The 22597-nt window shown below is 71.7% G+C and carries 22 protein-coding genes; 8 read left to right on the forward strand and 14 right to left on the reverse strand.

The features are described from left to right. Nucleotides 1–63: 63 nt before the first annotated feature. From ABT026_RS31340 to ABT026_RS31365, 6 genes are all read right to left on the reverse strand, one after another. Nucleotides 64–399 (reverse strand): ArsR/SmtB family transcription factor, encoded by a 336-nt coding sequence (locus tag ABT026_RS31340; RefSeq protein WP_351118589.1) that lies wholly within the window; start codon nt 397–399, stop codon nt 64–66. Between the two features lie 177 nt (nt 400–576). Next, nucleotides 577–798, reverse strand: a complete 222-nt coding sequence (locus ABT026_RS31345; RefSeq protein ID WP_351118590.1) for an alkylphosphonate utilization protein — start codon at nt 796–798, stop codon at nt 577–579. A 42-nt stretch (nt 799–840) separates the two neighbouring features. Further along, nucleotides 841–1266, reverse strand: a complete 426-nt coding sequence (locus tag ABT026_RS31350; RefSeq protein WP_351118591.1) for an ATP-binding protein — start codon at nt 1264–1266, stop codon at nt 841–843. Then, the gene (locus tag ABT026_RS31355; protein WP_351118592.1) at nt 1263–1685 is read right to left on the reverse strand and encodes a pyridoxamine 5'-phosphate oxidase family protein; all 423 of its coding nucleotides are present in this window, start codon (nt 1683–1685) and stop codon (nt 1263–1265) included. Before ABT026_RS31355 ends, ABT026_RS31350 begins: the two co-directional genes overlap by 4 nt. Beyond that, the gene (locus ABT026_RS31360) at nt 1682–3364 is read right to left on the reverse strand and encodes a SulP family inorganic anion transporter (protein ID WP_351118609.1); all 1683 of its coding nucleotides are present in this window, start codon (nt 3362–3364) and stop codon (nt 1682–1684) included. Before ABT026_RS31360 ends, ABT026_RS31355 begins: the two co-directional genes overlap by 4 nt. Before the next feature lie 47 nt (nt 3365–3411). After that, nucleotides 3412–3771 carry an ArsR/SmtB family transcription factor gene (locus tag ABT026_RS31365; RefSeq protein WP_351118593.1) on the reverse strand — a complete coding sequence of 120 codons (360 nt, stop codon included), beginning with the start codon at nt 3769–3771 and terminating at the stop codon, nt 3412–3414. 275 nt (nt 3772–4046) lie between these two features. Here ABT026_RS31365 and ABT026_RS31370 point away from each other — a divergent pair, with 275 nt between their 5' ends. The 3 genes from ABT026_RS31370 to ABT026_RS31380 are packed head-to-tail and all read left to right on the forward strand — an operon-like array spanning nt 4047 to nt 9993. Further along, a complete protein-coding gene (locus ABT026_RS31370) occupies nt 4047–9077 on the forward strand; it encodes a caspase family protein (RefSeq protein ID WP_351118594.1) in 5031 nt (1676 codons plus the stop codon). Further along, nucleotides 9074–9379 carry a hypothetical protein gene (locus ABT026_RS31375; protein WP_351118595.1) on the forward strand — a complete coding sequence of 102 codons (306 nt, stop codon included), beginning with the start codon at nt 9074–9076 and terminating at the stop codon, nt 9377–9379. Before ABT026_RS31370 ends, ABT026_RS31375 begins: the two co-directional genes overlap by 4 nt. Next, nucleotides 9376–9993, forward strand: a complete 618-nt coding sequence (locus ABT026_RS31380; protein ID WP_351118596.1) for a hypothetical protein — start codon at nt 9376–9378, stop codon at nt 9991–9993. Before ABT026_RS31375 ends, ABT026_RS31380 begins: the two co-directional genes overlap by 4 nt. Before the next feature lie 44 nt (nt 9994–10037). On the opposite strand, the gene ABT026_RS31385 is transcribed toward ABT026_RS31380, so the two are convergent. After that, on the reverse strand, nt 10038–10571 hold the full coding sequence (locus tag ABT026_RS31385) for a MarR family winged helix-turn-helix transcriptional regulator (RefSeq protein WP_351118597.1): 534 nt from the start codon (nt 10569–10571) through the stop codon (nt 10038–10040). 120 nt (nt 10572–10691) lie between these two features. Between ABT026_RS31385 and ABT026_RS31390 the strand changes: the two genes are divergently transcribed. Next, entirely contained in the window at nt 10692–11105 is a 414-nt protein-coding gene (locus tag ABT026_RS31390; RefSeq protein ID WP_108955935.1) for an organic hydroperoxide resistance protein, read from the forward strand. Nucleotides 11106–11172: 67 nt separating this feature from the next. Here the strand turns inward: ABT026_RS31390 and ABT026_RS31395 are convergent, their stop codons facing one another. Together ABT026_RS31395 and ABT026_RS31400 are read right to left on the reverse strand one after the other, a co-directional pair. After that, complete coding sequence (locus ABT026_RS31395; protein ID WP_351118598.1) at nt 11173–11697, reverse strand: hypothetical protein; 525 nt, start codon at nt 11695–11697, stop codon at nt 11173–11175. A 24-nt stretch (nt 11698–11721) separates the two neighbouring features. After that, complete coding sequence (locus ABT026_RS31400; RefSeq protein ID WP_351118599.1) at nt 11722–12309, reverse strand: AAA family ATPase; 588 nt, start codon at nt 12307–12309, stop codon at nt 11722–11724. Between the two features lie 133 nt (nt 12310–12442). Between ABT026_RS31400 and ABT026_RS31405 the strand changes: the two genes are divergently transcribed. Together ABT026_RS31405 and ABT026_RS31410 are read left to right on the forward strand one after the other, a co-directional pair. Next, complete coding sequence (locus tag ABT026_RS31405) at nt 12443–12940, forward strand: GNAT family N-acetyltransferase (protein WP_502968088.1); 498 nt, start codon at nt 12443–12445, stop codon at nt 12938–12940. Further along, nucleotides 12940–13587 (forward strand): GNAT family N-acetyltransferase, encoded by a 648-nt coding sequence (locus tag ABT026_RS31410; protein ID WP_351118601.1) that lies wholly within the window; start codon nt 12940–12942, stop codon nt 13585–13587. The genes ABT026_RS31405 and ABT026_RS31410 overlap by 1 nt, the downstream gene beginning before the upstream one ends. Before the next feature lie 3 nt (nt 13588–13590). Here the strand turns inward: ABT026_RS31410 and nagB are convergent, their stop codons facing one another. The 5 genes from nagB to ABT026_RS31435 all read right to left on the reverse strand — a co-directional run bounded on the left by nagB (nt 13591) and on the right by ABT026_RS31435 (nt 20365). Then, on the reverse strand, nt 13591–14427 hold the full coding sequence (nagB, locus tag ABT026_RS31415) for a glucosamine-6-phosphate deaminase (RefSeq protein WP_351118602.1): 837 nt from the start codon (nt 14425–14427) through the stop codon (nt 13591–13593). A 299-nt stretch (nt 14428–14726) separates the two neighbouring features. After that, nucleotides 14727–15773, reverse strand: a complete 1047-nt coding sequence (locus tag ABT026_RS31420; protein ID WP_351118603.1) for an ABC transporter ATP-binding protein — start codon at nt 15771–15773, stop codon at nt 14727–14729. Next, nucleotides 15770–17740 carry a dipeptide/oligopeptide/nickel ABC transporter permease/ATP-binding protein gene (locus tag ABT026_RS31425; protein WP_351118604.1) on the reverse strand — a complete coding sequence of 657 codons (1971 nt, stop codon included), beginning with the start codon at nt 17738–17740 and terminating at the stop codon, nt 15770–15772. Before ABT026_RS31425 ends, ABT026_RS31420 begins: the two co-directional genes overlap by 4 nt. Further along, complete coding sequence (locus ABT026_RS31430; RefSeq protein WP_351118605.1) at nt 17740–18690, reverse strand: ABC transporter permease; 951 nt, start codon at nt 18688–18690, stop codon at nt 17740–17742. The genes ABT026_RS31425 and ABT026_RS31430 overlap by 1 nt, the downstream gene beginning before the upstream one ends. Nucleotides 18691–18769: 79 nt before the next feature. After that, nucleotides 18770–20365, reverse strand: a complete 1596-nt coding sequence (locus ABT026_RS31435; protein WP_351118606.1) for an ABC transporter substrate-binding protein — start codon at nt 20363–20365, stop codon at nt 18770–18772. A 143-nt stretch (nt 20366–20508) separates the two neighbouring features. Between ABT026_RS31435 and ABT026_RS31440 the strand changes: the two genes are divergently transcribed. Then, on the forward strand, nt 20509–21261 hold the full coding sequence (locus ABT026_RS31440) for a FadR/GntR family transcriptional regulator (protein WP_502968089.1): 753 nt from the start codon (nt 20509–20511) through the stop codon (nt 21259–21261). A gap of 217 nt (nt 21262–21478) precedes the next feature. Further along, nucleotides 21479–22450 carry an acetylxylan esterase gene (locus tag ABT026_RS31445; RefSeq protein ID WP_351118608.1) on the forward strand — a complete coding sequence of 324 codons (972 nt, stop codon included), beginning with the start codon at nt 21479–21481 and terminating at the stop codon, nt 22448–22450. Nucleotides 22451–22597 lie beyond the last annotated feature (147 nt).

The following is a 22597-nucleotide window of genomic DNA, read 5'->3' on the forward strand; positions in this document are numbered from 1 at the left end:
CGCACGTCGACCTCCTTGATCACCAGGAGCGGCCCCGCGGGGCCCGCACCCGGCTTGCGGCGGTCAGGTGTGGCGGCCGGCCTTGAGGTCGGCCAGGAGTTCGGCCTGGCCTTCCAGGACACCGGAGAGGATGCCCCGGGCCACCCGCAGGAGTTCGGCGATCTGGGGATGGGTCAGGCTGTAGAAAACGTTCGAACCCTCCCGGCGGGTAATCACCAGGTTCGCCTTGCGCAGGACAGCCAGCTGCTGGGAGAGACTCGCGGCCTCCACCCCGACCTCCGGCAGCATCTCGGCGACCGCGTGCTCGCGTTCGGCCAGGAGCTCCAGGACCCGGATGCGGACCGGGTGCCCCAGTGTCTTGAAGAACTCCGCCTTCAGCTGGTACAGCGGCGTGCTCACCTGCGTACCCCTGCCCTGTCTTCCCATCTCGTCCACCCGGAACCGTTCCCTCGTGGAGGCATCCGTTCGCCCCCCTTCACACCTGGTGACCTCCACAATTGCAGATCCCTGCAACTCGCGGGACCCGGCGGGGGCGCCTTCATGGCGTTCGGCCCCCGCCGGCGGGCCCTTCGCCTGTCAGGCCTTCTTGAGGAACTCGGTCTTCAGGACCAGGCCCTTGACCTTCCTGGTGTTGCACTCGACCTCGCCCGGGCGGGAGGTGAGGCGGATGTTCTTGACCAGGATGCCGCGCTTGAGGGTCTCGGAGGTGCCCTTGACCTTCAGGTCCTTGGTCAGGGTGACCGAGTCCCCGTCCTGAAGGACGGTGCCGTTGGAGTCCTTGAAGATGATGTCGCTCATGGTGAGAGATGTCCTTTCATCGCTATCCGCAGCTCCTCGGCTTCACAGGGGAAGGGTGATCCAGATGGCCTTGCTGCGGCCGTCGGCATCCGCCCGTACGACGATGGTGCCGCCGAGCTCCGCCGTCATCTCCGCCACCATGGCCAGCCCACTGCCCGGGGTGGCGGACGGAGCGCCGAGAAGGGCGGGCCGGAAGGGGTGGCGGTCGTGGACGGCGAACGCGAACGCACTCGGCCCGTGCGCGTAGGTCACGGTGATCATCGGTGAGGACGCGGCGGCGTGGCGGACGGCGTTGGTGACCAGCTCGGCCACGATCAGCAGCGCCGGTCCGACGCTCGGATGGCGAAGGCCCACCCCGCACTCGACGAGGACCAGCTCGGTGGTCTCGCGGGCGATGCGGACGGCCGCACCCACGGCCGGCACGTCCAGCACGTGCCGGTAGGGCATCGCCTCGACCCGTATGCTCATCGGCCCGCCCCCGGCACCGTGCGGGCCAGGCGGAACCCGGATACGGACTGCGGGTGCAGGCGGAACAGGGTGTCGTGGGGGCCGTGGGTCCAGCCGGGCAGGGTACGCCGGTAGTGGGCGGCCTCGTCCGGGTCGGCGATGACGTCCGCCGGGCCGTGGGCGCTGACCGTCCAGCCGGTCCCGGTCGGGTTGCGGACCTCGTCCACCTGGTAGGTGAGCAGGGACCGTCCGGGGATGGCGGCGGCTTGCACCGGGGCGCGGACGACGAGGCGTCCGTACTCCATCACGTGGGCGGCGGGCCGCACGACGGCCACCTCCCGCTGGATGTGGACGAGCCGGCCCTGGGCGGAGCCTTCGAGGAGCCACAGGGCCTCGGTACCGGAGACCTCGATCATGCGGAGGTCGGCGGGGACGCTCATCGGGTGACCTCCCGGACGCGGTGTGATCGGTGATGCGTACGGGTCAGCAGTCCCGCCCGCTCCAGATGTTCACGGGCGCCGGCGATCGCCTCCGGGGTGGTGGCGTACTCCCGGCCCTCCCGGCGCAACAGCTCCAGGACGCCGACGGCGTCCAGGGCCTGGCGCTGGCCCGGCCGGATACCGGAGGTCATCACGGCGATGCCGCGCCGGTTCAGCTTCTCGACCGCGTCCTTCAGGACGAGGGCGCCGGTGGCGTCCAGAGTGGTCACCCGCGCCATGCGCAGGATCACCACCCTCACGTCGGCGACCTCGGAGAGCTCGAGGAGGAAACGGTGGGCTCCGGCGAAGAAGAGCGGTCCGTCGATGCGGTAGGCCACGATGTGCTCGGCGAGCAGGGCGTGCTCCTCGTCGCTGTGCTCGCCGGGCAGGTCCGGGCGGAAGTCGACCTGGTCCATCCGCGTCTGGCTCGCCACGGCCTTCAGGGCGAGTGCGCCGGCGACGACGAGACCGGTGATCACCGCGTACACGAGGTCGAAAATCAGGGTCGCGGCGGCGGTCAGGACGAGGACGACGGCATCCGCGCGGGTGGCCTTCGCCATCGCACGCAGGGAGCCGACCTCCACCATGCGGATCGCTGTCGCCAACAGCACGCCGGCCAGAGCGGCGAGGGGGATCTTCGAAACCAGGGGGGCCGCCGCGAACACGATCACCGCGAGCACCGCGGCATGGGTGAGTGCGGCCAGCCGGGAGGAGGCCCCGGTGCGGACGTTCACCGCCGTACGAGCGATCGCCGCGGTGGCGGGCACACCGCCGAAGAGTGGGGCGGCCAGGTTGGCGACGCCCTGCCCGAACAGTTCCTTGTCGGGGTCGTGCTGTTGTCCCACCGTCATTCCGTCCGCCACCGTCGCCGACAGCAGCGACTCCAGCGCGGCGAGCGCCGCCACGGCGACCGCCGGGGCCAGCAGCGACCCGAACGCGGAAGCGTCGAGGAAGGCGAGGGAGGGGGCGGGGAGCCCGGAGGGCAGGTCACCGATCGGGGCTGCGGCATCGAGGTGGAAGAGCTGCGCAGCCACCGTCGCGGCGATCACCGCGACGATCGAGAACGGGATCGCCGGCTTCCACCGGGCCCCGGCCAGCATGACCGTCGCGACACCCAGCGACAAGCCGATCGCCGTCCAGTTCGGGAAGGCCGCGAACTCCATGAACGCCCGCCAGGCCACGAGCAGGACCTTCTCACCCTCCGGCTTCTCGACCCCGAGTGCGTGGGGTATCTGCTGGAGGCCGATCACGCACGCGATCCCCAAGGTGAAGCCCTCCACCACCGGCGCCGGCACGTACCGCATGTACCGGCCGGCCCGCAGGAGCGCGAGGCCGATCAAGAGCCCGCCGGCCATCAGCCCGACGGTGAGGACACCGCCGGGCCCGTACTGGGCGACGATCGGCACCAGCACCACGGTCATCGCACCGGTCGGCCCGGACACCTGCAGATTCGACCCGCCGAACAGGGCGGCGAGTGCTCCCGCGACCACGGCGGTCGCCAGTCCCGCCTGCGCGCCCAGCCCAGAGGAGACGCCGAATCCGAGCGCGAGGGGCAAGGCGACGATCGCCACGGTGAGCCCGGCCACGAGGTCCCGACGGGGGCTCCTGGCCATGACCGCGTAGTCGGCCCGGGCCGGCATGACGGAGCGGACCCGGCCGAGCACGCGCGACAGAGCGGAGTGCACGCTCACGAGGCCGCAACCTTGGACTCGGCCGCAACCTCGGACTCGCGCAGTTCTTCCAGCAAATCGCTCTGCCCGGTCAGGACCTCGGTCAGGATCCGCCGCGCCGCCGACAGCAGCTGCGCGACGTCCCCGCCCGCCAGTTCGTAGACCACCGTCGCCCCGTCACGGGCCGAGGTGACGATCCCCGAGCGGCGCAGGACCGCGAGCTGCTGCGACAGGGCCGAAGGCTCCACCTCGATCGCGGCCAGCAGCTCCCGTACCGGCATCGGCCCCTCCTGCAGCAGCTCCAGCACCCTTATCCGCACGGGGTGCCCGAGCATCCGGAAGAACTCGGCCTTGGCCTGATACAGCGGAACCGGCACGGTCTCGCACCCTTCTCACCACCCCGGAACGGGGCATACGCCTGGTGCTGTGCCCGGCTGTCCACGAGCACAGCCGTTACATCATCTATGAAATTGCAGAATTTTGCAATTGATGGTTTCTGCGATCCGGTCCACACCGCCGGGTGTCACGGGGTGACCGCTACGAGCAGCGGCCACGGTGCACGCGGCGAGTCGTACGGATCCGCTTGCCCGGACTCCGACCGGCCGTTCATGATGACGGGCAAGGGGTGGACGCGAGCGACGGGGTTGGGCGGATGGGCCGGGATTTTCACGCGCTTCTGGTGGGGGTGCCGGAGCAGACGGAGCCGGGCTTTCCTTTGCGGAGCATCGGCGATCCCGTCCGCGAAGACCTGCGGCGCATGCAGGAGGCGCTGGAGGCATGCGGCTACGCCTGCACGGTGCGCGGGCTGGGAGACCCTGATGAGAGCAGGCGCGACGCCATCCAGGACGTGATCCGGGAAGCCTTACGTTGCGCTCCCGTCGACGGCGTGCTGCTCGTCCACTTCTCCGGTCACGGCCTGCACCTGGCAGGGAAGGACCACTTGGTACCGGCCAACGCCAAGGCCCTGCCGGACGGCGGCGTGGACATGGGCTCGCTGATCGACCTCGATCGGGACTTCTTCCAGGTGCTGGACGCGAACGGCTGCCCCGCAGCGCTGGTCCTGGCCTGTTTCGACGCCTGTCGCGACGGTTCGGGCGCGGACGCGATCCGTCCCTATCACTACCGCGCGCCGGAGTCCACCCAGCTGGTGGTGGCCAACGGCTGCTCGGTGGGAGAGACCAGTGGCTACGACGCCGACGGCAGCCACTTCACCAAAGCCCTGGCCCACGCGTTGCACCCCGACGCCCCGCACAGGACGCTCCGGGAACTCGCTGCGTCGGTCACGGCGCAGCTCAGAGACCACGACCAGTGCCCGCGGTGGTCACCCGCGGGGGAGCTGCCGGACTTCGTGATCGCCGAGGCCGACGGCGTACCGGAGTGGGTGCAAGCGGTGTCCGCCGCGCGCCTGTGGGATCTGCCGTGCAGCGATCCGCAGGATCTGCAGGACACGCTGCGCGAGAGCGTGACGGCGGCGGTGCGGAGCCTGTCCGGGAAGTACCTCAGGGCGTGCGAGCAACTGCGGCATCCGTGGCGGGACGACGACTACCCGATGCGCGTGCTGGACGCGGTCGCCGAACTTCCGATCGGTACGCGTCCGCTCAGCGCCCTGGAGAAGGCGCTGCTGTGCGGTCTGCCGTTCATGCTCGCCACGGCCCTGGCCGAGGAGTTCTCGTCCGTCTTCGACTCGTTCACCGGTTTCGCCCGCTTCGACGCCGTCCAGGTGCAGAACGCCCTGATGGACCACGACTTCTCCCCGCTGGAGGAGAACCGCGTACGCCGCTTGCACGCCCGGGGCGAGAGCGAGGACGCGTGGGCGCTGATCACCTGGCGGTTGGTGCGCCGCAGCAGTGGTCTGCGCATCGCCGGAACAGAAGGCACGGACCACCTCGCGGACGCTGCCGAGAGGCTCGTCGACGCCCTGCTGCCCGACGTGGCGGCCAGCCATCGTAAGCGGCTGCAGGCCATCGTCGACCAGCTTGCCCGGCACCACCTGTCCTACCCGAGCTGCACGGCTCTGGACGACTACCCGGGCACGTCCAGCCACTTCAAGGTCACCTCTCACGGCGCCTCGCAGCTCAACGATCACGACCTGGCCGCACGATGGTCGCTGGGCGCCGCGCTGGCGGTCGACGTGCGCGAACTGTCGGACACCGTCGGCGAGCACATCGGGACCATGTATCCGCTGGAGCCCGAGGAGGTGCTGCTCTGCCTCAAGGACGCGAGCCGTCGTGTGGACGAGGACCGCGCCGAGATTCAGGTGCACCTGTGCCCGCACGGAGCGGTCCACAAGGCCCTGGAGGCGCACGCGGCCCGATGCCGAGAAGCAATCAGCCGGCTGCTCGGCCTGGGCCTGTCTCCCGACCTCGCCTGGTTGCGCTCCGTGCGGGCGGTCGATGTCTTGGTCCACCCCGCTCCCGGCGCGTACAACCTGCCGTTGCTGACCTTCCAGTTCGACCAGCGGGCGGTCTCCCACCTGCTCATGGGCGAACAGCTGTACGGCGATCCTGCGCTGGCGTTGCGCGAGTTGTACCAGAACGCTCTCGACGCCTGCCGGTACCGCATGTACCGATACCGGTGGGCCGAGTCCTTGGGCGGCGGGGCCGACTGGAAGGGCAAGATCCGCATCACCCAGTACGAGCGGGAAGGCCGCACCGTCATCGAGTGCCTCGACAACGGGGTGGGCATGACCGCGGATCAGCTCAAGGACCTGTTCGCCCGAGCCGGCCGCAGGCTCTCCGACTCCTCCGCGTTCCAGCACGAACTCGGCGAGTGGCAGGAAGCCGGCATCGAGGCCAATTTCAACAGCCGGTTCGGGATCGGGGTGCTCAGCTACTTCATGCTGGCCGACGAGATCACGGTGGTCACCAGGCCCACCAACATCCACGGTCAGACGACCGGAGAGCCGCTGCAGGCCCACATCGTGGGCACGGCGACCTTGTTCCGCATCGGTCCTGCCCGGTACGACAACGACGACGCCTCCAAGGTGCAGAACGGTGGCACACTCGTCCGCCTGTACCTGTCGAACGACCAGGCGGACGAGCCGGCAGGGGGCGTCTCAGCGAGCCGCACGCTCGGCGAGCTGCTCTGGTACAGCGAGTTCGACACCAGGGTGCAGGACGAGTCGACGGGACACCACGTCGTGTGGAGGAGTCAGGAACTGCGCATCCCTGACGGCGTGGTGCGGAGCGTCCTCCCGGTCGACGGCGCGCCGGGGGAACTGTGGTGGGTGGACGGCGACGGCCGGCTGCTCGCGGACGGGATCGCCACCACGCAGCAGACCTTCGGCTGCGTGGTCAACGTGCGCGACCAACGTGACCTCACGCTGAGCGTGAGCCGCAACGAGGTGCAGAGCTGGAACCGGAACAAGGTCACGGCCCTCCTCACCGACCATCTGGAGGAACTGGCCTCCTGGCCGACCGTCACGCTTCCCTGGCTCCTGCGCTTCGGCCAGGAGGCGCCGCGGATCGGGGACGACCTGCTCAGGGTGTTCGCGGACCGTCCGCTGCGGGCGGAGAGCCTGCGCCAGGACGACGAGTCCGTTCCAGAGGGGGCTTCGGGGCAGGGCGGGGTCTTCCATCTCTGCGACATAGGCTGGTGTCCGGCCGACGCCGGTCTGCTCATGACCGGAGAGCTTCCCGCGGTCCTGCAGGCCTTCTCGTACGCCGACGAACTGCAGGGGTGGCGAAGCGCCGTCCTCGGGCAGGAGTCCAGCGACCAGGCCAGACGTCCGTGGATCACGACCACCCTCGACATGATGGCCGCGAACCAGGGCGGTCTGTACGCCGATCTCAGGGCAGCGCTCAGTCCACGTGCAGCAGCGCAGGTCCGGCTGCTCGCCGCGGAGACCAGCGCCGCCGACTGGTTCCTCCTCTCGGTGCGTCCGGATTTCGCCATGACAGCGAGTTTCCGGATGACAGCGAGAGGAGCGGACGTCGTCTGGCTCCCCGTGGAGGACACGGAGCGGGCCGTCCTGGGGTGGCGGCGCACCGTGCTCGGACGCGACTACGACCTGGTCGTCCCGCCAGGTCTTCCGATGAGCGCGGACCTGGCGCGCATCCTCGCGACACAGGAGCTCAGGGGGCAACTTCTCTCCCGGAAGCGTCACCGTTCCTGGCCGTGGCACGTCCTCGTGGGGGTGGCGGCCAAGTGCAGGATCCCTCTGGGGGAGCTCTGGGCAGAACTCGGCGACTTCCCGGAGAGCTGCTTCGGACCCCTTCCCGCGCTGCCGGAGCGCCTCGTCGGCAGCACGCCCCGCGCCAACGACGCCAACTGGAACAACCTGGTGGTCTCGCGACGGGAAGCCCTGCAGGGCCCCAAGGCGCTGCGTGACTGGGCCGAGCGTTACGCAGGTCTCGGCATTCCGGCTCACCTGCGGAGACTGCTGGGCTACCTCGACGTGAGGGAGGCGCTCACCCCCGCCTCCAGAGCCTTGGCCGAGCGGCTCATGGAATTCCCAGGGTTCCTGGAGGACGGCAAGGTGAGCGGCTTCGACATCGCCCGTGCGGCGGCCGGCGCCCATGTGCCCATGGGGGACGTCCTCGATGTGGTGGCCCAGCTCCAGGGACCCCTGGAGCTGACGGGCGTTCCGGTGATCAGCGGCGTCGGTGTCCGTCCTCCCGAATGGCTGGCCGGCCTCCCGTCCACCTATGGTGGGCCGGAGCTTCCTGCAGGGAGCGAGTACCTCAGCGCGGAGGCACTGCACAAAGTCAGGCGACTGCCCAAGGAACAAGTCCGCAAGGGGCTCGAGGTTCTGGGCGAGCTGGGCGTGCACTGCCCCGTCGCTCCGGCGGCCCTTCGAGACGTTCAGGACGGCGATGTCGACCCGGACGCGCTGACCCTCGTCACGGGGGAACTGCACACCCGTGATCAGGACCGACTCGCCTTCGTGGACAGCTGGGACATCGACGCGGGCAAGCTCCTCTGGTTCGCCGCCCGGCACAGACTGACGGTCGGGGAGGCGCTCGAACGCGCCGCTCAGGTCTCGGCGCGCTGGGCGGTGCCGCTGACCGTCCAGCCGTCGGAGGCGCTGGCCCGGGTCCGCGTCACCCCGGCCCTGTGGAGCGCGCTCAATGGTGCCGCGGACCTCGGCAGCGTCTTCGTGGAGGCGGACTGGCAGGAGGTGACACCGCTGTCCGTCGCGCGACTCGCCTACCTCGAGGACCTGACCCTGTACGAGACCGTGAACGTCCTGCGGCCGTTCGGGGAACTCGGCGTCGACCTCCCGGAACTCGACGGTGTCACAGGGAAGGCGCTGGACCACAGGCCCACCGAGGACGACCTGTGGCTCCTCTCCCGGGACGGGGACGGCAGCCTGCCCTCCGCACCCACGGACGTCGACCCGCTCACAATCGTCCGCGCCGCGCTGCGCCTCGGCCGCACTCCCCGGTCCGTCCACCGGATGCTGGCCGCGTACCGCCCGTTCGGCATGACCCTGTGCTTCACCGAACCGGACGACGGCCTGGGTGTGCCCTCCTGGGAGGACGCCATCATTCTCAGCTTCGCCGGAGACGGACAGGCGCCGGCGTTCGAGGGCGTGGTCGGCGAGGCGCGCATCGCCTGGTGCGCCCGGGCCATCGGCCGTCCCGACGACACGGAGTGGGTCCGGGAACGGCTGCGACTGTACGCACCCATGTTCGGCCTGGAGTTCCCAGGCGCACCCGTAGGGATGAAGGAGACAGGATGACCGCACCGCGGCACCGCAAGCGCCTCGGCTGGGAGAACGCGCCCATGGGGCCGCAGCAGATGCCCTTGACCACGGACGGGAAGGGCGGCCTGGTCTTCTCCGGCTCGTGTCCGCGGTGCATGGGCGGCTTCTCCAGGACCTACCCTGCGGCGACCCCCGGATCGACGAAGGGCGCCGGGCCGTCCGGCGGCTCCGCGAAGCCGATCAGGGTGCTGTGCGAGTGCGGTGTCCGCCACGCCGGGCGTCCCGACGTCGAGAAGGAAGTCGGTTGCGGCGCCCACTGGCAGGTGGACAGGCCGTGACCCAGCGTCCGGAAAGCAGGTGGCAGAACCTCGCCGACGAGCTCCCCTTCCAACAGCTGGACATCGTGCGCAAACAGGCGGAGGGCTGGCGCAACGGCCTCACCGGGCTGACCGGACTGCTCACGGCGGTTCTGGTCCTCAAAGGGCGCGAGACGTTCACCGGCCTGCCGTCCTGGGCGGTGACCCTGGCGAGCTTTCTCATCGCCACCGGCTTCCTGCTCCTCGTGGCGGGAACCCTGCTCGCCGTACGCGCCAGCCACGGGCGCCGCGCCGAGGACATCGTGACCAACGGCGCGGATCTGGAGGAGTGGACCGAACAGGAGACGAAGAACTCCCAGCGGGCCCTGACCCGAGCCGTCGGCTGCTTCGTCGCCGGTGTGCTGCTCGTGGCGTCGTCCGTCGGGGTGGCCTGGACGACGTACGAGGATCCGGGCCCGGATCCGGCCTCCGGTGCGAGCGTCCAGGTGACGACCTCCGGCGGCGCGCTGTGCGGACGGCTCGCGGCGTCCGAAGGAAAGACCCTCCGGCTGATCACCGGCGCCTCGGGGGACCGGAGGATCAGAGCCGTCCCCATGGGAAGCGTGCTCGCCGTGGCTCCGGTGGCCAGGTGCTGACCGGCTGACCGCACCCGTCGAGGTGGAGGCGGTGTGGCGGAGCGCTACCGGGCCGTCTCCGCCGGGGAGGCATCCGCCGTGGTCTCTCCCCGGGTGAAGCCGTCGAGTGCGTCGGTCAGCCGGTCGAGCAGCGCGCGCAGGGCGAGGGCGTCGGCGTGGTCGAGGCCGGTGGCCGCGGCGATACGGGGCGGGACCCGGCGGGCCCGCTCCCGCAGGGCCTCGCCGTCGGCGGTCAGGTGGACCTGGACCGACCGTTCGTCCTCGGCCGAGCGCTCGCGGCGCACCAGCCCCGCCGCCTCCAGCCGCTTGAGCAGGGGGGACAGCGTTCCGGAGTCGAGCCGCAGACGCTCGCCCAGACCCTTCACCGGCGTCGTGCCGTGCTCCCACAGCACCAGCATCACGAGGTACTGGGGATAGGTGAGGCCGAGCTCCTTGAGCACGACGCGGTAGACGCCGTTGAAGGCCCGGGAGGCCGCGTTCAGCGAGAAGCAGATCTGGCGGTCCAGGACGAGGAAGTCGTCCTCGAGGGCGGCGTCGCCGAGGCCGGCGTCGGCGGGGCGGGGCTCCTGGTGGCTCATGGGGACAAGCCTAGCCAAGAACGAGCCGCGCGCACTTTGATTGTGCACAACTTAATTGTGTGCTTCACTTGGTCGTGCCGCGGTCGTCCGACCGTGGGAACACCTGGGGAAGGCATGCACATGGACGCGCTCTACACCGCTGTCGCCACCGCCACGCACGGCCGGGACGGCCGGGCGGTCGCCTCCGACGGAAAGCTGGACGTCCAGCTGGCGCCGCCGCGCGAGCTGGGCGGCAACGGTGAGGGGACCAACCCCGAGCAGCTCTTCGCGGCCGGATACGCCGCCTGCTTCGCCAGCGCGCTGGGCGCGGTCGGCCGGCAGGCCAAGATCGACGTCTCGGACGCCGCGGTCACCGGCGAGGTGTCGATCGGCAAGGAGGGCGTCGGCTTCGCCCTGGCCGTCACGCTGCGCATCGAGCTGCCGGAGTCGGTGGACGAGGAGACCGGCCGCAAGCTCGTCGAGCAGGCCCACCAGGTCTGCCCCTACTCCAACGCCACCCGCGGCAACATCCCGGTGGACCTCGTCATCGAGTAGTCACGGTCCCGCGGACGGCCGTCCCTGGACGCCCCGCCGACGCCCCCGGCCCCGCGGCCCGGGGGCGTCAGTGTCCTGCGAGCAGCTTGACGAAGACCACCGCCAGGCCGATCACGGTGTTCAGGACGGCCGTCACCGTGGCGCGCCACGGCCCCGCCCCGACCCTGCGGCCTCCCGCGAACCCCCACAGGGCCAGCGCCGCGACCTCGCTGCCCACCGACACCCACAGGGCCGTGGTCAGTCCGAGCAGGCCGGCCGCGGACAGGCCGATCATCAGCATGGGACCGACGGCGCAGGTCAGCAGCGGGCTGCTGGTGAACAGGACGCGCTTGATCTCCCACGGGGTCGGCCAACGACGGCGGGCGACCGGATGGGCCTGCAGATCCGCGACCAGCGTCGCCAGCCACAGGCCCAGCGCGGTCACCACGACGGAGACCAGGGTGCCCACGTGGGTGGGGTGTCCGCCCTGCGCGAGCCCCACCAGTACGGCCAGCAGGGTGAGCGAGGCGTAGATGCGTTCCTTGAGCCGCTCCTCCAGCACCTCGGCACGGCCGCCGTGCGCGGCCTCCTCCGGCGGCGTGGTCCCGCTCATGGGCGCACCCGGCGGGCCGTCACGTCAGGTGAAGCAGAAGCGCGCCGCGGCTTCGGCGGGAGTGGCCCCTTGACGGCGCCCGGGGACGTCGTGAACGGCGTGTGCACCTTCGGAGCGTAGCTGGTCGGTCCCCGCGTGCCGGGCCATGACCGCCGCGGCGGCGTGGACGTCGGCGGTGGTGACGTCGGTACGGCCTCGCCCCGCATGCTGTTCGAGGAGGACGTCGAGGGCGGGGGCGAAGCGCAGCACGGTCACCGGGGCGTCGAAACGCCTGGCGATGGCGATGAGGCGGGCGCGCGCCCGCGGGGTGACGTTCGTGGACTCGGCGACCGCTGTTCGTCCCCCGGCGAGCCGGGTGGCGATCCGCCGGTCGCGTTCGCCGAAGATCCGCGCGTCCGCCGCGTCGGTGTGCGCTTCGGCGGACGACGTGCCGAACAGTTCCGCGCGGATCTCGTCGCTGGACACCACGGCGTCCTCATCGACGCGCCCACCCGCGATCAGGGCCTGCACGAAGGTGCTCTTGCCCGAGGCCGGCGGGCCGACGAGCAGCACGAGGCCCGCCCGCACCACGACGGCCCCGTCCGCGATACCGCCCTCCGGTCTTTCTCCCATGGATGCCGCCCCCGCCTTCCTCCGCGTGTCATGCCCATCCTTCCAGCGGAGCAGTCCGGAGGGAGAGGGGTGGCGCCGTGCGGGAATTGGCGTTGCACCGCTTCGAGGCGGGGGAGGATGCTGGCCGTCGGAGGTGGACCACGTGATCACTCTTGCCTTGGAGCTGACCGTCCGTGACCTGGAGCAGGCGGATCTGGCGGCGTGCGGCTGGGCGGGCACCGCACGGCATCTCGCTGTGGTGGGCGAGCAGTTGAAGCGCAGGCGGCTCGGCGAGGTGGACTACCTGGCGGTCTGCGCCCGCGCGGACGTTCCGATCGCCAAGGGCGGTGTCGACTACCGGGCCAAGGACGGCGTGGGCACGCTGTGGCAGCTCGCCGTCCACCCCGCCCTTCAGTCCTGCGGCGTGGGCACGGTCCTCGTCCAGGCCGCGGAACAGCGCATCAGGGACCGAGGGCTGCGCCGGGCGGAGCTGGGCGTGGAGGACGGCAACGATCGTGCTCGCGCCCTCTACGAGAGGCTGGGCTACCGTGCCTACGACCGTCTGCCGGACGCGTGGGACGAGCAGGCTCCCGACGGGACACTGCGCCGTCACGAGACGATGTGCACCATGATGCGCAAGGACCTCGTGTAATGCGCGACGCGGGCAGGGAGGCCGCCGAGGTGCTCACCCTGACGGGCATCGCCGCGGACCCGCTGTGCCTGACCTGCCGCGTGCGGGCCCGTGACGGTACGGAGTTCGTTCTTCGTCCCCTCACGCACGGCGACGCGGAGAACCTGGCCGGGTTCCTGGCGGCCCTGTCCTCCGCGTCGAGGCGGTTCAGCACATTCGACGGCTACGACCTCGCCACGGCCCGGGAGTTGTGCGACGCGATCGCGCGCTACGACAAGCTCAGGCTGGTCCTCGAGGACGCCGCGTCCGGCAGGATCGTCGGCCTTCCCGAGTTCAGCCTCGCGCTGACGCCGGCGGACGTCGCGCGGTACCGGGAGGCGGGCGTCCGCCTCACCGGGACGACCGACTGCCGCTTCGGCCTCACGCTGGCCGACGACTTCCAGGACCGGGGTCTGGGGACACTCGTCCTCCCGCTCGTCGAGGAGGTCGCCCGACGCCTCGGGAGGACGAGGATCATCCTGTGGGGCGGCGTCCGCGCCGACAACCCGCGCGCCATCCGCTACTACGAGAAGAACGGCTTCCGGACGGTGGGCGCCTTCGCGGAGGCGGACGGGTCCCTGTCGCTGGACATGATGCTCGACCTGGACCGGGTGCCCGATCGGCGGTGACCGTCACCCGGTCGCGACCCGAGGAGCATGCGGGGCGTCGGACGGACCGAAGGGCCGGAGCGCCTGCCAGGCGGGCTTTCCGGCGAGGACGTGACGGAAGTAGTCCGCCAGCTCCAGCCGGGAGGCCGCCGCCTCGTCCGCCACCACCGTGACGTGCGGGTGCAGTTGGAGCGCCGAAGCGGGGCAGCGGGCGGCGAGCGGTCCCTCGACCGCCGCGGCCAGGGCCTCGGCCTTGCCCGGGCCGGTCGCCAGGAGCACCACGTGACGGGCCTCCAGGATCGTGCCGACGCCCTGGGTGATGACGTGGCGCGGCACCTGCCCGACGTCCCCGCCGAAGAACCGCGCGTTGTCGCCGCGGGTCCGCTCGGTGAGCGTCTTGATGCGGGTGCGGGAGGCGAGCGACGAGCAGGGCTCGTTGAAGCCGATGTGGCCGTCGCCGCCGATGCCCAGCAGTTGCAGGTCCACCCCGCCGGCCGCCGCGAGGGCGTGCTCGTAGGCCCGGCAGGCCGCCGGCAGGTCGGCCGCGGTGCTGTCCGGCCCGAGGAACGCCTCCGCGCCCAGGCCCAGCGGCTCCAGAACCTCCCGTTCCAGGACGGACCGGTACGACTGCGGGTGCCCGGCGGGCAGGCCGACGTACTCGTCGAGCTGGGCGATCCGCACCCGCGAGAGGTCCGCCCCGCCCTCGCGGGTCAGGGCGGCGAGCGCCCGGTAGACGGGGAGCGGGGTGGAGCCGGTGGCGACGCCGAGCAGCGCGTCGGGCTTGAGCTCGACCAGGCGGGCGATGCCCTCGGCGACGAAGCGGCCGCCGGTCTCCGCGTCCGGAACGATGACGACTTCCATGGGGTCCTGCCGATCGGTGAGGGGGTCCGGGGGTCCGCCGGACCGGGAACGTACGTGGGGCCCCGCTGGGGCCGCGGCCGGGTGCCGCGTCAGCGACTCGCCCGGCGGGTGGGTGCGGCGTCGGACGAACCGCCCGCCCGGGCGGGAGCCGACCGCCCTGGTCGGCGCGCGGGACGGACGGGTCGGCGGGGGACGGGCGCCGCCGCCCGGCTCGGCGGGCCCCCGGGCCCGGCGGTCCGGGCCCGGGGGCCCGGTCCCACCAGGTGGAGGCCCGTCGGGACCGCCCCCGCCGGGCGGTGTCAGCCCGCGGCGGCGACGGCCGCGTCCCCCGCCGGCGGGGCCTCCGCCGCGGCGCCGTCGCCCTGCTGGGGGTGGACGCAGTGCCAGCGGTGGCCGCCCGCCCCGTCGGTGGCCGCCGGGAAGGCCGTGGCGCAGGCGTCGTCCGCCTTCCAGCAGCGGGTGCGGAACGGGCAGCCGGAGGGCGGGTTGGTGGCCGAGGGGACCGGGCCGTGCAGCACGATGCGTTCGGGGCGCTCCAGCAGGCTGGGCGTGGCGGACAGCAGGGCCTCGGTGTAGGGGTGGCGCGGGGCGCCGGTGACCTGCGCGGCTCCGCCCTCCTCGACGACCCGCCCCAGGTACAGCACCGCGATGCGGTCGGCCAGGTACCGCACCGTCTGCACGTCGTGCGAGATGAACACCATGCCGAGGCCGAGGCGGGCCCGCAGGTCCACCAGCAGGTTCAGGACCTGGGCGCGCACCGACACGTCCAGGGCGCTGGTCGGCTCGTCGGCGACGATCAACTCCGGCTCCAGGGCGAGGGCCCGGGCGATGGCGACCCGCTGGCGCTGGCCGCCGGAGAGCTGTCCGGGCAGCGCCTCCAGCGTGTGGCCGGGCAGGCCGACCAGGTCGAGGAGTTCCTCGACGCGGTCCTCCCGCTCGGCGCGGGTGCCCCGGCGGTGCACGTCCAGCGGGTCGCGCAGGATCTGCCGCACCGACAACCGGGGGTTCAGCGCGGTGGAGGGGTCCTGGAAGACGACGCCGACGGCCTGGCCGAACCGCTCACGTCGATCGGCGGCCGTCATGCCCCACAGGTCCTCGCCGCGGAAGTACACCCGGCCCTCGGTCGGGCGCTGCAGGCCGGTCACCACACGGGCCAGCGTGGACTTGCCGCAGCCCGACTCACCGACCAGGCCGAGGATCTCGCCGCGCCGCACCTCCAGGGTGGCGTCGGTCAGGGCGTGCACGGCGTCCCGGCGGAAGAGCCCGCCGCTGCGTGCCTTGTGCCGGACGTGGACGTGGTCGAGCCGGATGAGAGGGTCCATGGCGGTGTCCTTCGGGGCGGTCATCGGGCGCTCTCCAGCGGCTTCGCCGGCCGCCGCGCGGGCGCCGGGTGATGGCAGGCGAACCGGTGGTCCCCGGCGTCGCCCCGGTCGGCGGCGGGCGGCGGGGCGGTGGCGCACAGCTCGGTGGCGGCGGCGCAGCGGGACGCGAACCGGCAGCCGTCGCCGAACGCCCGCGGCGCGGGCACGACACCGCGGATCTGGTGCAGCCGCTCCGTTCCGGCCTCCAGGGAGACGACGGAGCCGAGCAGGCCGCGGCTGTAGTGGTGGGCGGGGTCGGTGAGCAGGGCGCGGGTGTCGCCGGCCTCGGCGACCTGCCCCGCGTACATCACCGCGACCCGGTGGGCCAGGTCGCCGACCAGGGCGAGGTCGTGCGAGACCAGGACCATCGCGAAGCCGAGCTCGTCGCGCAGCTCGATCAGCAGCTCGACGACCTGCGCCTGCACGGTCACGTCCAGCGCGGTCGTCGGCTCGTCGGCGATGAGCAGCCGGGGGCTGCGGGAGAGGGCCATGGCGATGAGCACGCGCTGGCGCTGGCCGCCGGAGAGCTCGTGGGGGTAGCTGCGCAGGGTGCGCTCGGGGGAGAGGCCGACCAGCTCGAGCAGCTCGGCGGGCGTCCTGGTGCCGCCGCGGGAGGTGAGCCGCTTGAGCTGGGTGCCGATCAGCACCGACGGGTTGAGCGAGGACATGGCGTCCTGGTAGACCATGGCGATCTCCGGACCCATCAGCGCGCGGCGCTCCTTGGGCGGCAGCTTCAGCAGGTCCCGGCCCCGGTAGAGGATCTCGCCCTCGGCCTCGGCGTTGCGGGCCAGCAGGCCCATGACCGCCAGGCTGGTCACGGACTTCCCGCAACCGGACTCGCCGACCAGGCCGAGGGTCTCGCCCTCACGGACGGTGAAGGAGATGCCGTCGACGACCCGGGTGTCGCCGTAACGGTCGGGGAAACGGATCGTCAGGTCACGGACGACCAGCAGCTCGGGTGCGTCCTCGGGCAGCGGCGGGACGGCCGGCTCGGTGGCCTCGAGCCGGACCGCGAGCTCGGTGAGCGCGGCGCCGACCTCGGGGCCCTCGGCGACGGGGGCGGCGACCAGGTCCTTGTCGGGACCCGCCCCGCCCGCACGGGCCTTGTCCGGGGAGGCGGCGGCGTCCGTCATGCCCTCGGAGAGGACGTTCAGGGCGAGCACGGTGACCAGCAGGCACAGGCCGGGGAAGAGGGTCGCCCACCAGCCGCCGGACAGCAGGATCTGCCGGCCGTAGGCCAGCACGCTGCCCCAGCTCGGATCGGGGTCCTGCACGCCGGCGCCGATGAACGACAGGCTGGCCTCGAAGATGATCGAGTCGGCCACCATGACGGTCGCGAACACCAGCACCGGCGCCGCGCAGTTGACGGCGACGTGCCGGGCCACGATGTAGCCGCGCCGGGCGCCGATCACCTGCTCGGCGGCGACGTAGTCCTCGCCGTACTGCTCCAGCACGTTGGCCCTCACCACGCGGGCCAGCGAGGGCGAGTAGACGAACGCGATGGTGAAGATGATGACCGGGACGCTGGGCCCGAAGACGGCCACCAGGACGGCGGCCAGGGCGATCGGCGGGAACGACATGACGACGTCCAGCGAACGCATCACCGCCTCGTCGGCGAACTTGCGCGAGGTGGCGGCCAGGGCGCCCAGGCAGGAACCGGCGACCAGGGCCAGCAGGGTCGCGCCGAGGCCGATCACCAGGGAGTAGCGCGCGCCGTGCACCACGCGGGCGAAGACGTCACGGCCGGCCCGGTCGGTGCCGAACCAGTGCTCGGCGCCCGGCGGCTGCGCGGGAGCGCCGGTGGCGAGCGGGTCCTGGGTGAGCAGCGGCGCGAACACCGCGCCCAGCGCGACCACGACGAGGATCACCAGGGCGATCCGTGAAGGCGCCGGCAGGCGGCGCAGGCGGGTGCCGGGTGACAGCCGCTCGGCGAGGGATCGGGGGGCGAACATCACACCGTCCTGATACGCGGGTTGACGAGCAGGTAGAGCAGGTCGACGACGACGTTGACCACGAGGAAGGCGACCGCGATGGTCAGCACGGTGCCCTGGACGAGTGCGACGTCGCCTCCGGTGACGCCCTCGAGGATCAGCTTGCCCATGCCGGGCAGGTCGAAGATCGCCTCGATGACCACGGCGCCGCTGAGCATGTAGCCGACCTTGACGCCGAGCACCGTCAGCGGCGTGATCAGCGAGTTGCGCAGCACCGACCGGATGATCAGGAACGGCGGCAGCCCGCTGCCCCGGGCGGTGCGCACGTAGTCCCGGTCGAGCTCGGAGACCATCGCGGTGCGCACCAGGCGGGCCAGCGAGGCGGCGACCGGCAGGGCGAGGGCCACGGCGGGCAGGGTCATGCCGCGCAGCCAGCCGCCGAAGGAGTCGGCCGGGTTGACGTAGCCGCCGGTCGGGAAGAGCGGCGTGTTCAGTGCGAACTGCTGGATGAGCAGCACGCCCAGCCAGAACGAGGGCAGGGCGATGCCGACCATCGACAGCACCCGGAAGACCTGGTCGGGCCAGCGGTCCCGGTACACGGCGCTGACCACGCCCAGGACCAGGGCCAGCACGACGGCCAGCGCGAGACCCAGCAGCGTCAGCTGAAGCGTGAGCGGGAACGCGGTGGCGATCCGGTCGGCGACCGGCTGGCTGGGCGGCACGGTGACACCGAGGTCCCCGCGCACCAGATCGCCCAGGAAGGCGAAGTACCGCACCGGCAGCGGGTCGTCGAGGCCGTGCTCCGCGGCGAACGCGGCGCGGGCCTCGGGGCTCGCGGAGTCGCCGAGCGCGTTGTACGCCGGGTCGGCCGGCGAGAACTGCAGGACCACGAAGACCAGCAGCGCGATGCCGAGGACCATCACCGGCATCATCGCGACGCGGCGCAGCGCGAGCCGGAGAAAAGCAACCATCGTGAGGTTCCTAGAGATCGGGGCGACGGCCGCCGCCGTCCGGCGGGACGGCGGCGGCCAGGCGTCCGGGCGGACGAGGTCAGGCGCGACCGACGTCGACGAAGGACAGACCGGTGGTGGGCAGCGGCTCGAAGCCGGTGAGGGCGCCCTTGCGCCAGGCGGTGGGCAGCTTGCGGTGGAGGACCGGGTACAGGGCCGCCTCGTCGGCGACCAGGTCGGTGACCTCGCCCCACAGCTCCTTGCGCCGGGCCCCGTCGGCCTCCCGGGCGGCCTCGTCGAGCAGCGACTTGACCTTCTTGTAGGCGGCCGAGCCGGTCCAGCCGTAACGGTTCTCCGGCCAGAAGCCGTAGTAGAACCAGCGCAGCAGCAGGTCGGCGTCGTTGCCGAAGACCGACGGGTCGCCCGGCGCGGCCAGCACCTCGAAGTCGCCCTTGTCGACCTTGGCGTACTGGGCGGGGGACTGGGCGATGTCGAGCTTCACCTCGATGCCCGCCGCCGCCCAGCTCTCCTTGATCAGGGGGGCGATGTCCTTGACCCAGCCGGTGTCGGTGACCAGCAGGGTGAAGGACAGGTTCTTCACGCCCGCCTCCTCCAGCAGCTTCTTCGCCTTCGCCGGGTCGTGGCCGTAGACGGTGGCCGCCTCGTGGTAGTCCGGGTGGGTGTCCGGCACGTAGCCGGTGGCGGACTCGGCGTGGCCCAGCAGCGCGGTGGAGATGACCTTCTCGGTGTCCAGCGCGTAGTGCAGCGCCTGGCGCACCCGCTTGTCGGCGAAGCGCTCGTCCTTGCAGTTGAACATCAGGAAGAGCAGCCCGAAGGACTGGACGGACTTCACCGTGTCGTCGCCGGTGAAGCCCTTGAGGTCGATGTAGGGAACGTCCTCGATGGCCTGGACGCGGCCCGAGCGGAGCGCGCTGACCCGGGCGGACGGGTCGGACATCAGGTGCCAGGTCATCTTGCGGACCTTGGCCGGGTGGGGGCCGTTGTACTTGTCGTACGCCTCCATCACGATCTTGTCCTCGCGGACCGCCGAGACGAAGCGGAAGGGGCCCGAGCCGACCGGCTCGGCGTCGAAGGCCTTGGCGTCGGCGCCGGCGATCTTCTTGGGGACGATGCGCACCACCGATATGCGCGAGGGGAAGAGCGCGAAGGGGTGCTTCAGCTTGAACTCGACCGTGGACGCGTCGACCGCCACCACCCGGTCGATGAACGGCACGAACTGGGCCATCAGCGAGGCGTTCTTGGGGTCCAGGACCCGTTCGAAGCTGAAGACCACGTCCTCCGCGGTGACGGGGGAGTCGTCGTGGAAGGTCGCGCCCTCGCGCAGGGTGGCGCGGTAGGTGGTCGCGTTGATCTTCTTGGGCATCTCGGTGGCCAGCGTCGGCCGGGCCACCAGCGTGGCCGGGTCGAGGTCCACCAGGCCCTCGAAGATGTGCATGTTCGCGGCGTACGGGGTCGCGCCCGAGGTGATCATCGGGTCGAAGCCGGTGGAGAGCGGGTAGGACAGGCCCGCCTCCAGGGTGTCGGCGCCCTTGCCGGAGGCGGAGGAGCCTTCGGCGGTGCTGCCCGGGCCCCCGCAGGCGGACAGGCCGGCCGTGATCGCGGTCGCCGCGCCGATGGCGCCGGTGAGTCTGAGGAAGGCGCGGCGGTCGACGCCGGCAGTGCTGCGCGGGGACAAGGGTTCCTCCAGGCGGGAGACATGACGGGCGAATCAGGAAGGATCGGGGTTGCGGACGACGTCTCCGGTGAATGCATCAGACGTCTGATGTCCGACCCTTGATAGCGTGGGAACGTAGCCCGACAGAGGAGAGGGGTCAAGAGGTGGCGGTGGGACAAGGAGCTGTCCGACGCGTGGAGCCGGAGCCGAGACCGGCGCGTCAGCCGTTGCGACAGGAGGTCGTGGACGGCATCAAGGCCTACATCCTGCGCAACCAGCTGCGCCCGGGGGATCCGCTGCCGACCGAGCCGGCCCTGTGCGAGGCGCTGGGCGCCAGCCGGTCCAGCGTGCGGGAGGCCATCAGGATCCTGACCGCGCTGGACATCGTCGAGGTGCGGCACGGTCACGGCACGTATGTGGGCAGACTGAGCCTCTCCGCGCTGGTCGAGAGTCTGACCTTCCGCGGCCTGCTCAGCCCCGACGACGACTTCCAGGTGCTGTCCGACCTCGTCGAGGTCCGCGAGCTGTTCGAACGCGGCATGGCGGAACGGCTCGTGGGGTCGCTCAGCGACGAGCAGATCGACCGGCTGGAAGGCCACGTCGACGAGATGCGCCGGGCCGGAGCGGGGGAGGGGCAGGGCTTCGTCGTGGCGGACCGCGCTTTCCACACCCTGCTCCTCGCCCCCCTCGGCAACGACCTCATCGGGCAGCTGTCCACGGCGTTCTGGGACGTGTACGTCATCGTCGCGCCACATCTGGACGTCTTCACCCATGAGCACGAAGTGGCCACCATTGCCCACCATAAGCGCATAGTGGAAGCCGTCCGGGACCGGGACCCGGTGGAGTTCGCGGCCGCGCTGACCGAGCACTACGCGCCGGTCCGGCAGCGCATCGCCGAGGCCCGCGCCCGCCGCTGACCGGGCGTTTCCTCCGGTGGGGACGGCCCGGGGCACGGGCCGGCCCCACCGTCGTCCAAGTGGGGACGGCGGAGCGGCACTTCGTCCTCACCCTGCCCATGGCGGCTGCGGCCCTCGCTCTTGACGGCCGCGTTGTGGATCTCTAAGGTCCTGCAACAGCAGACATCAGACGTCTGCTGTACTGAATCACCGACTGCACCGACCGGGGCGGCCTCCCATGCCACTGACGGACCTCACCCTCGCCGAGTGCCTCGTGCTCCGGCCCGAACTCGACGAACCCGCCGACCTCGACGCGTTCTGGGACCTGACCCTGCGGGAGGCCCGGGCGGCCGGCGGAACACCCCGCTGGACGCCCGTGGACACCGGCCTCACCCAGGTGACCACCTTCGACGTCGCCGTGCCCGGCTTCGCCGGCGAGACCGTCCGGGGATGGCTGCACCTGCCCACCGGCGCCGGCCTCCCGCTCGGCTGCGTCGTGGAGTTCCTCGGCTACGGCCGGGGGCGGGGCCTGGCGCACGAGCAGGTGCTGTGGGCCAACGCCGGCTACGCGCACCTCGTCATGGACACCCGCGGCCAGGGCTGGTCCACGGCCCAGGGCGACACCCCTGACACGGCCACCCTCAACGGCGAGGTCCCCGGGTTCCTCACCCGCGGCGTGGAGGACCCCCACGACCTCTACTACCGGCGGCTGTTCACGGACGCCGTGCGGTTCGTCGAGGCGGCCCGCGAACACCCGGCGGTGGACCCGGACCGGATCGTGGTCACCGGGCACAGCCAGGGCGGCGGCATCTCGCTCGCCGTGGCGGCGCTCGTCCCCGGCCTGGCCGGCGTCATGCCCGACGTCCCCTTCCTGTGCGACATCCGGCGCGGGGCAATGATCGCCGGGCAACCCCCGTACACCGAGATCGCGGAGTACCTGAGCCTGCACCGCGACCGCGCCGGCACCGTCCTCACCTCCCTGTCCTACGTCGACGCCGCGGTGCTGGCCTCCCGCGCCACCGCCCCCGCGTTCTTCTCCGTCGCCATGATGGACGCCGTCTGCCCGCCCTCCACCTGCTTCGCGGCCTACCACCGCTACGGCGGTCCGAAGGACCTGAGGGTCTACGAGTTCAACGGCCACGAGGGCGGCGGCGGTCACCACCGGCGCGCCCAGCTCGCCTGGGTCAAGGAGCTGTTCTCCGCCTCCTAGGGCCTGTCCGGCGGATCATGCCGTTCTTGCTGCCGGTTCGCTTGTCAGCTGCCCTGAGCGGGGTCTGGTGCGTGCGGCTGCAAGGCGGAGGAGGGAGGCGACGCGGAGCGTCGTCGACCGACGACAACGCCGCGTGGGGGTCCCTCC

Source organism: Streptomyces sp. NPDC002734, from assembly GCF_040295685.1.
Lineage (GTDB): Bacteria > Actinomycetota > Actinomycetes > Streptomycetales > Streptomycetaceae > Streptomyces.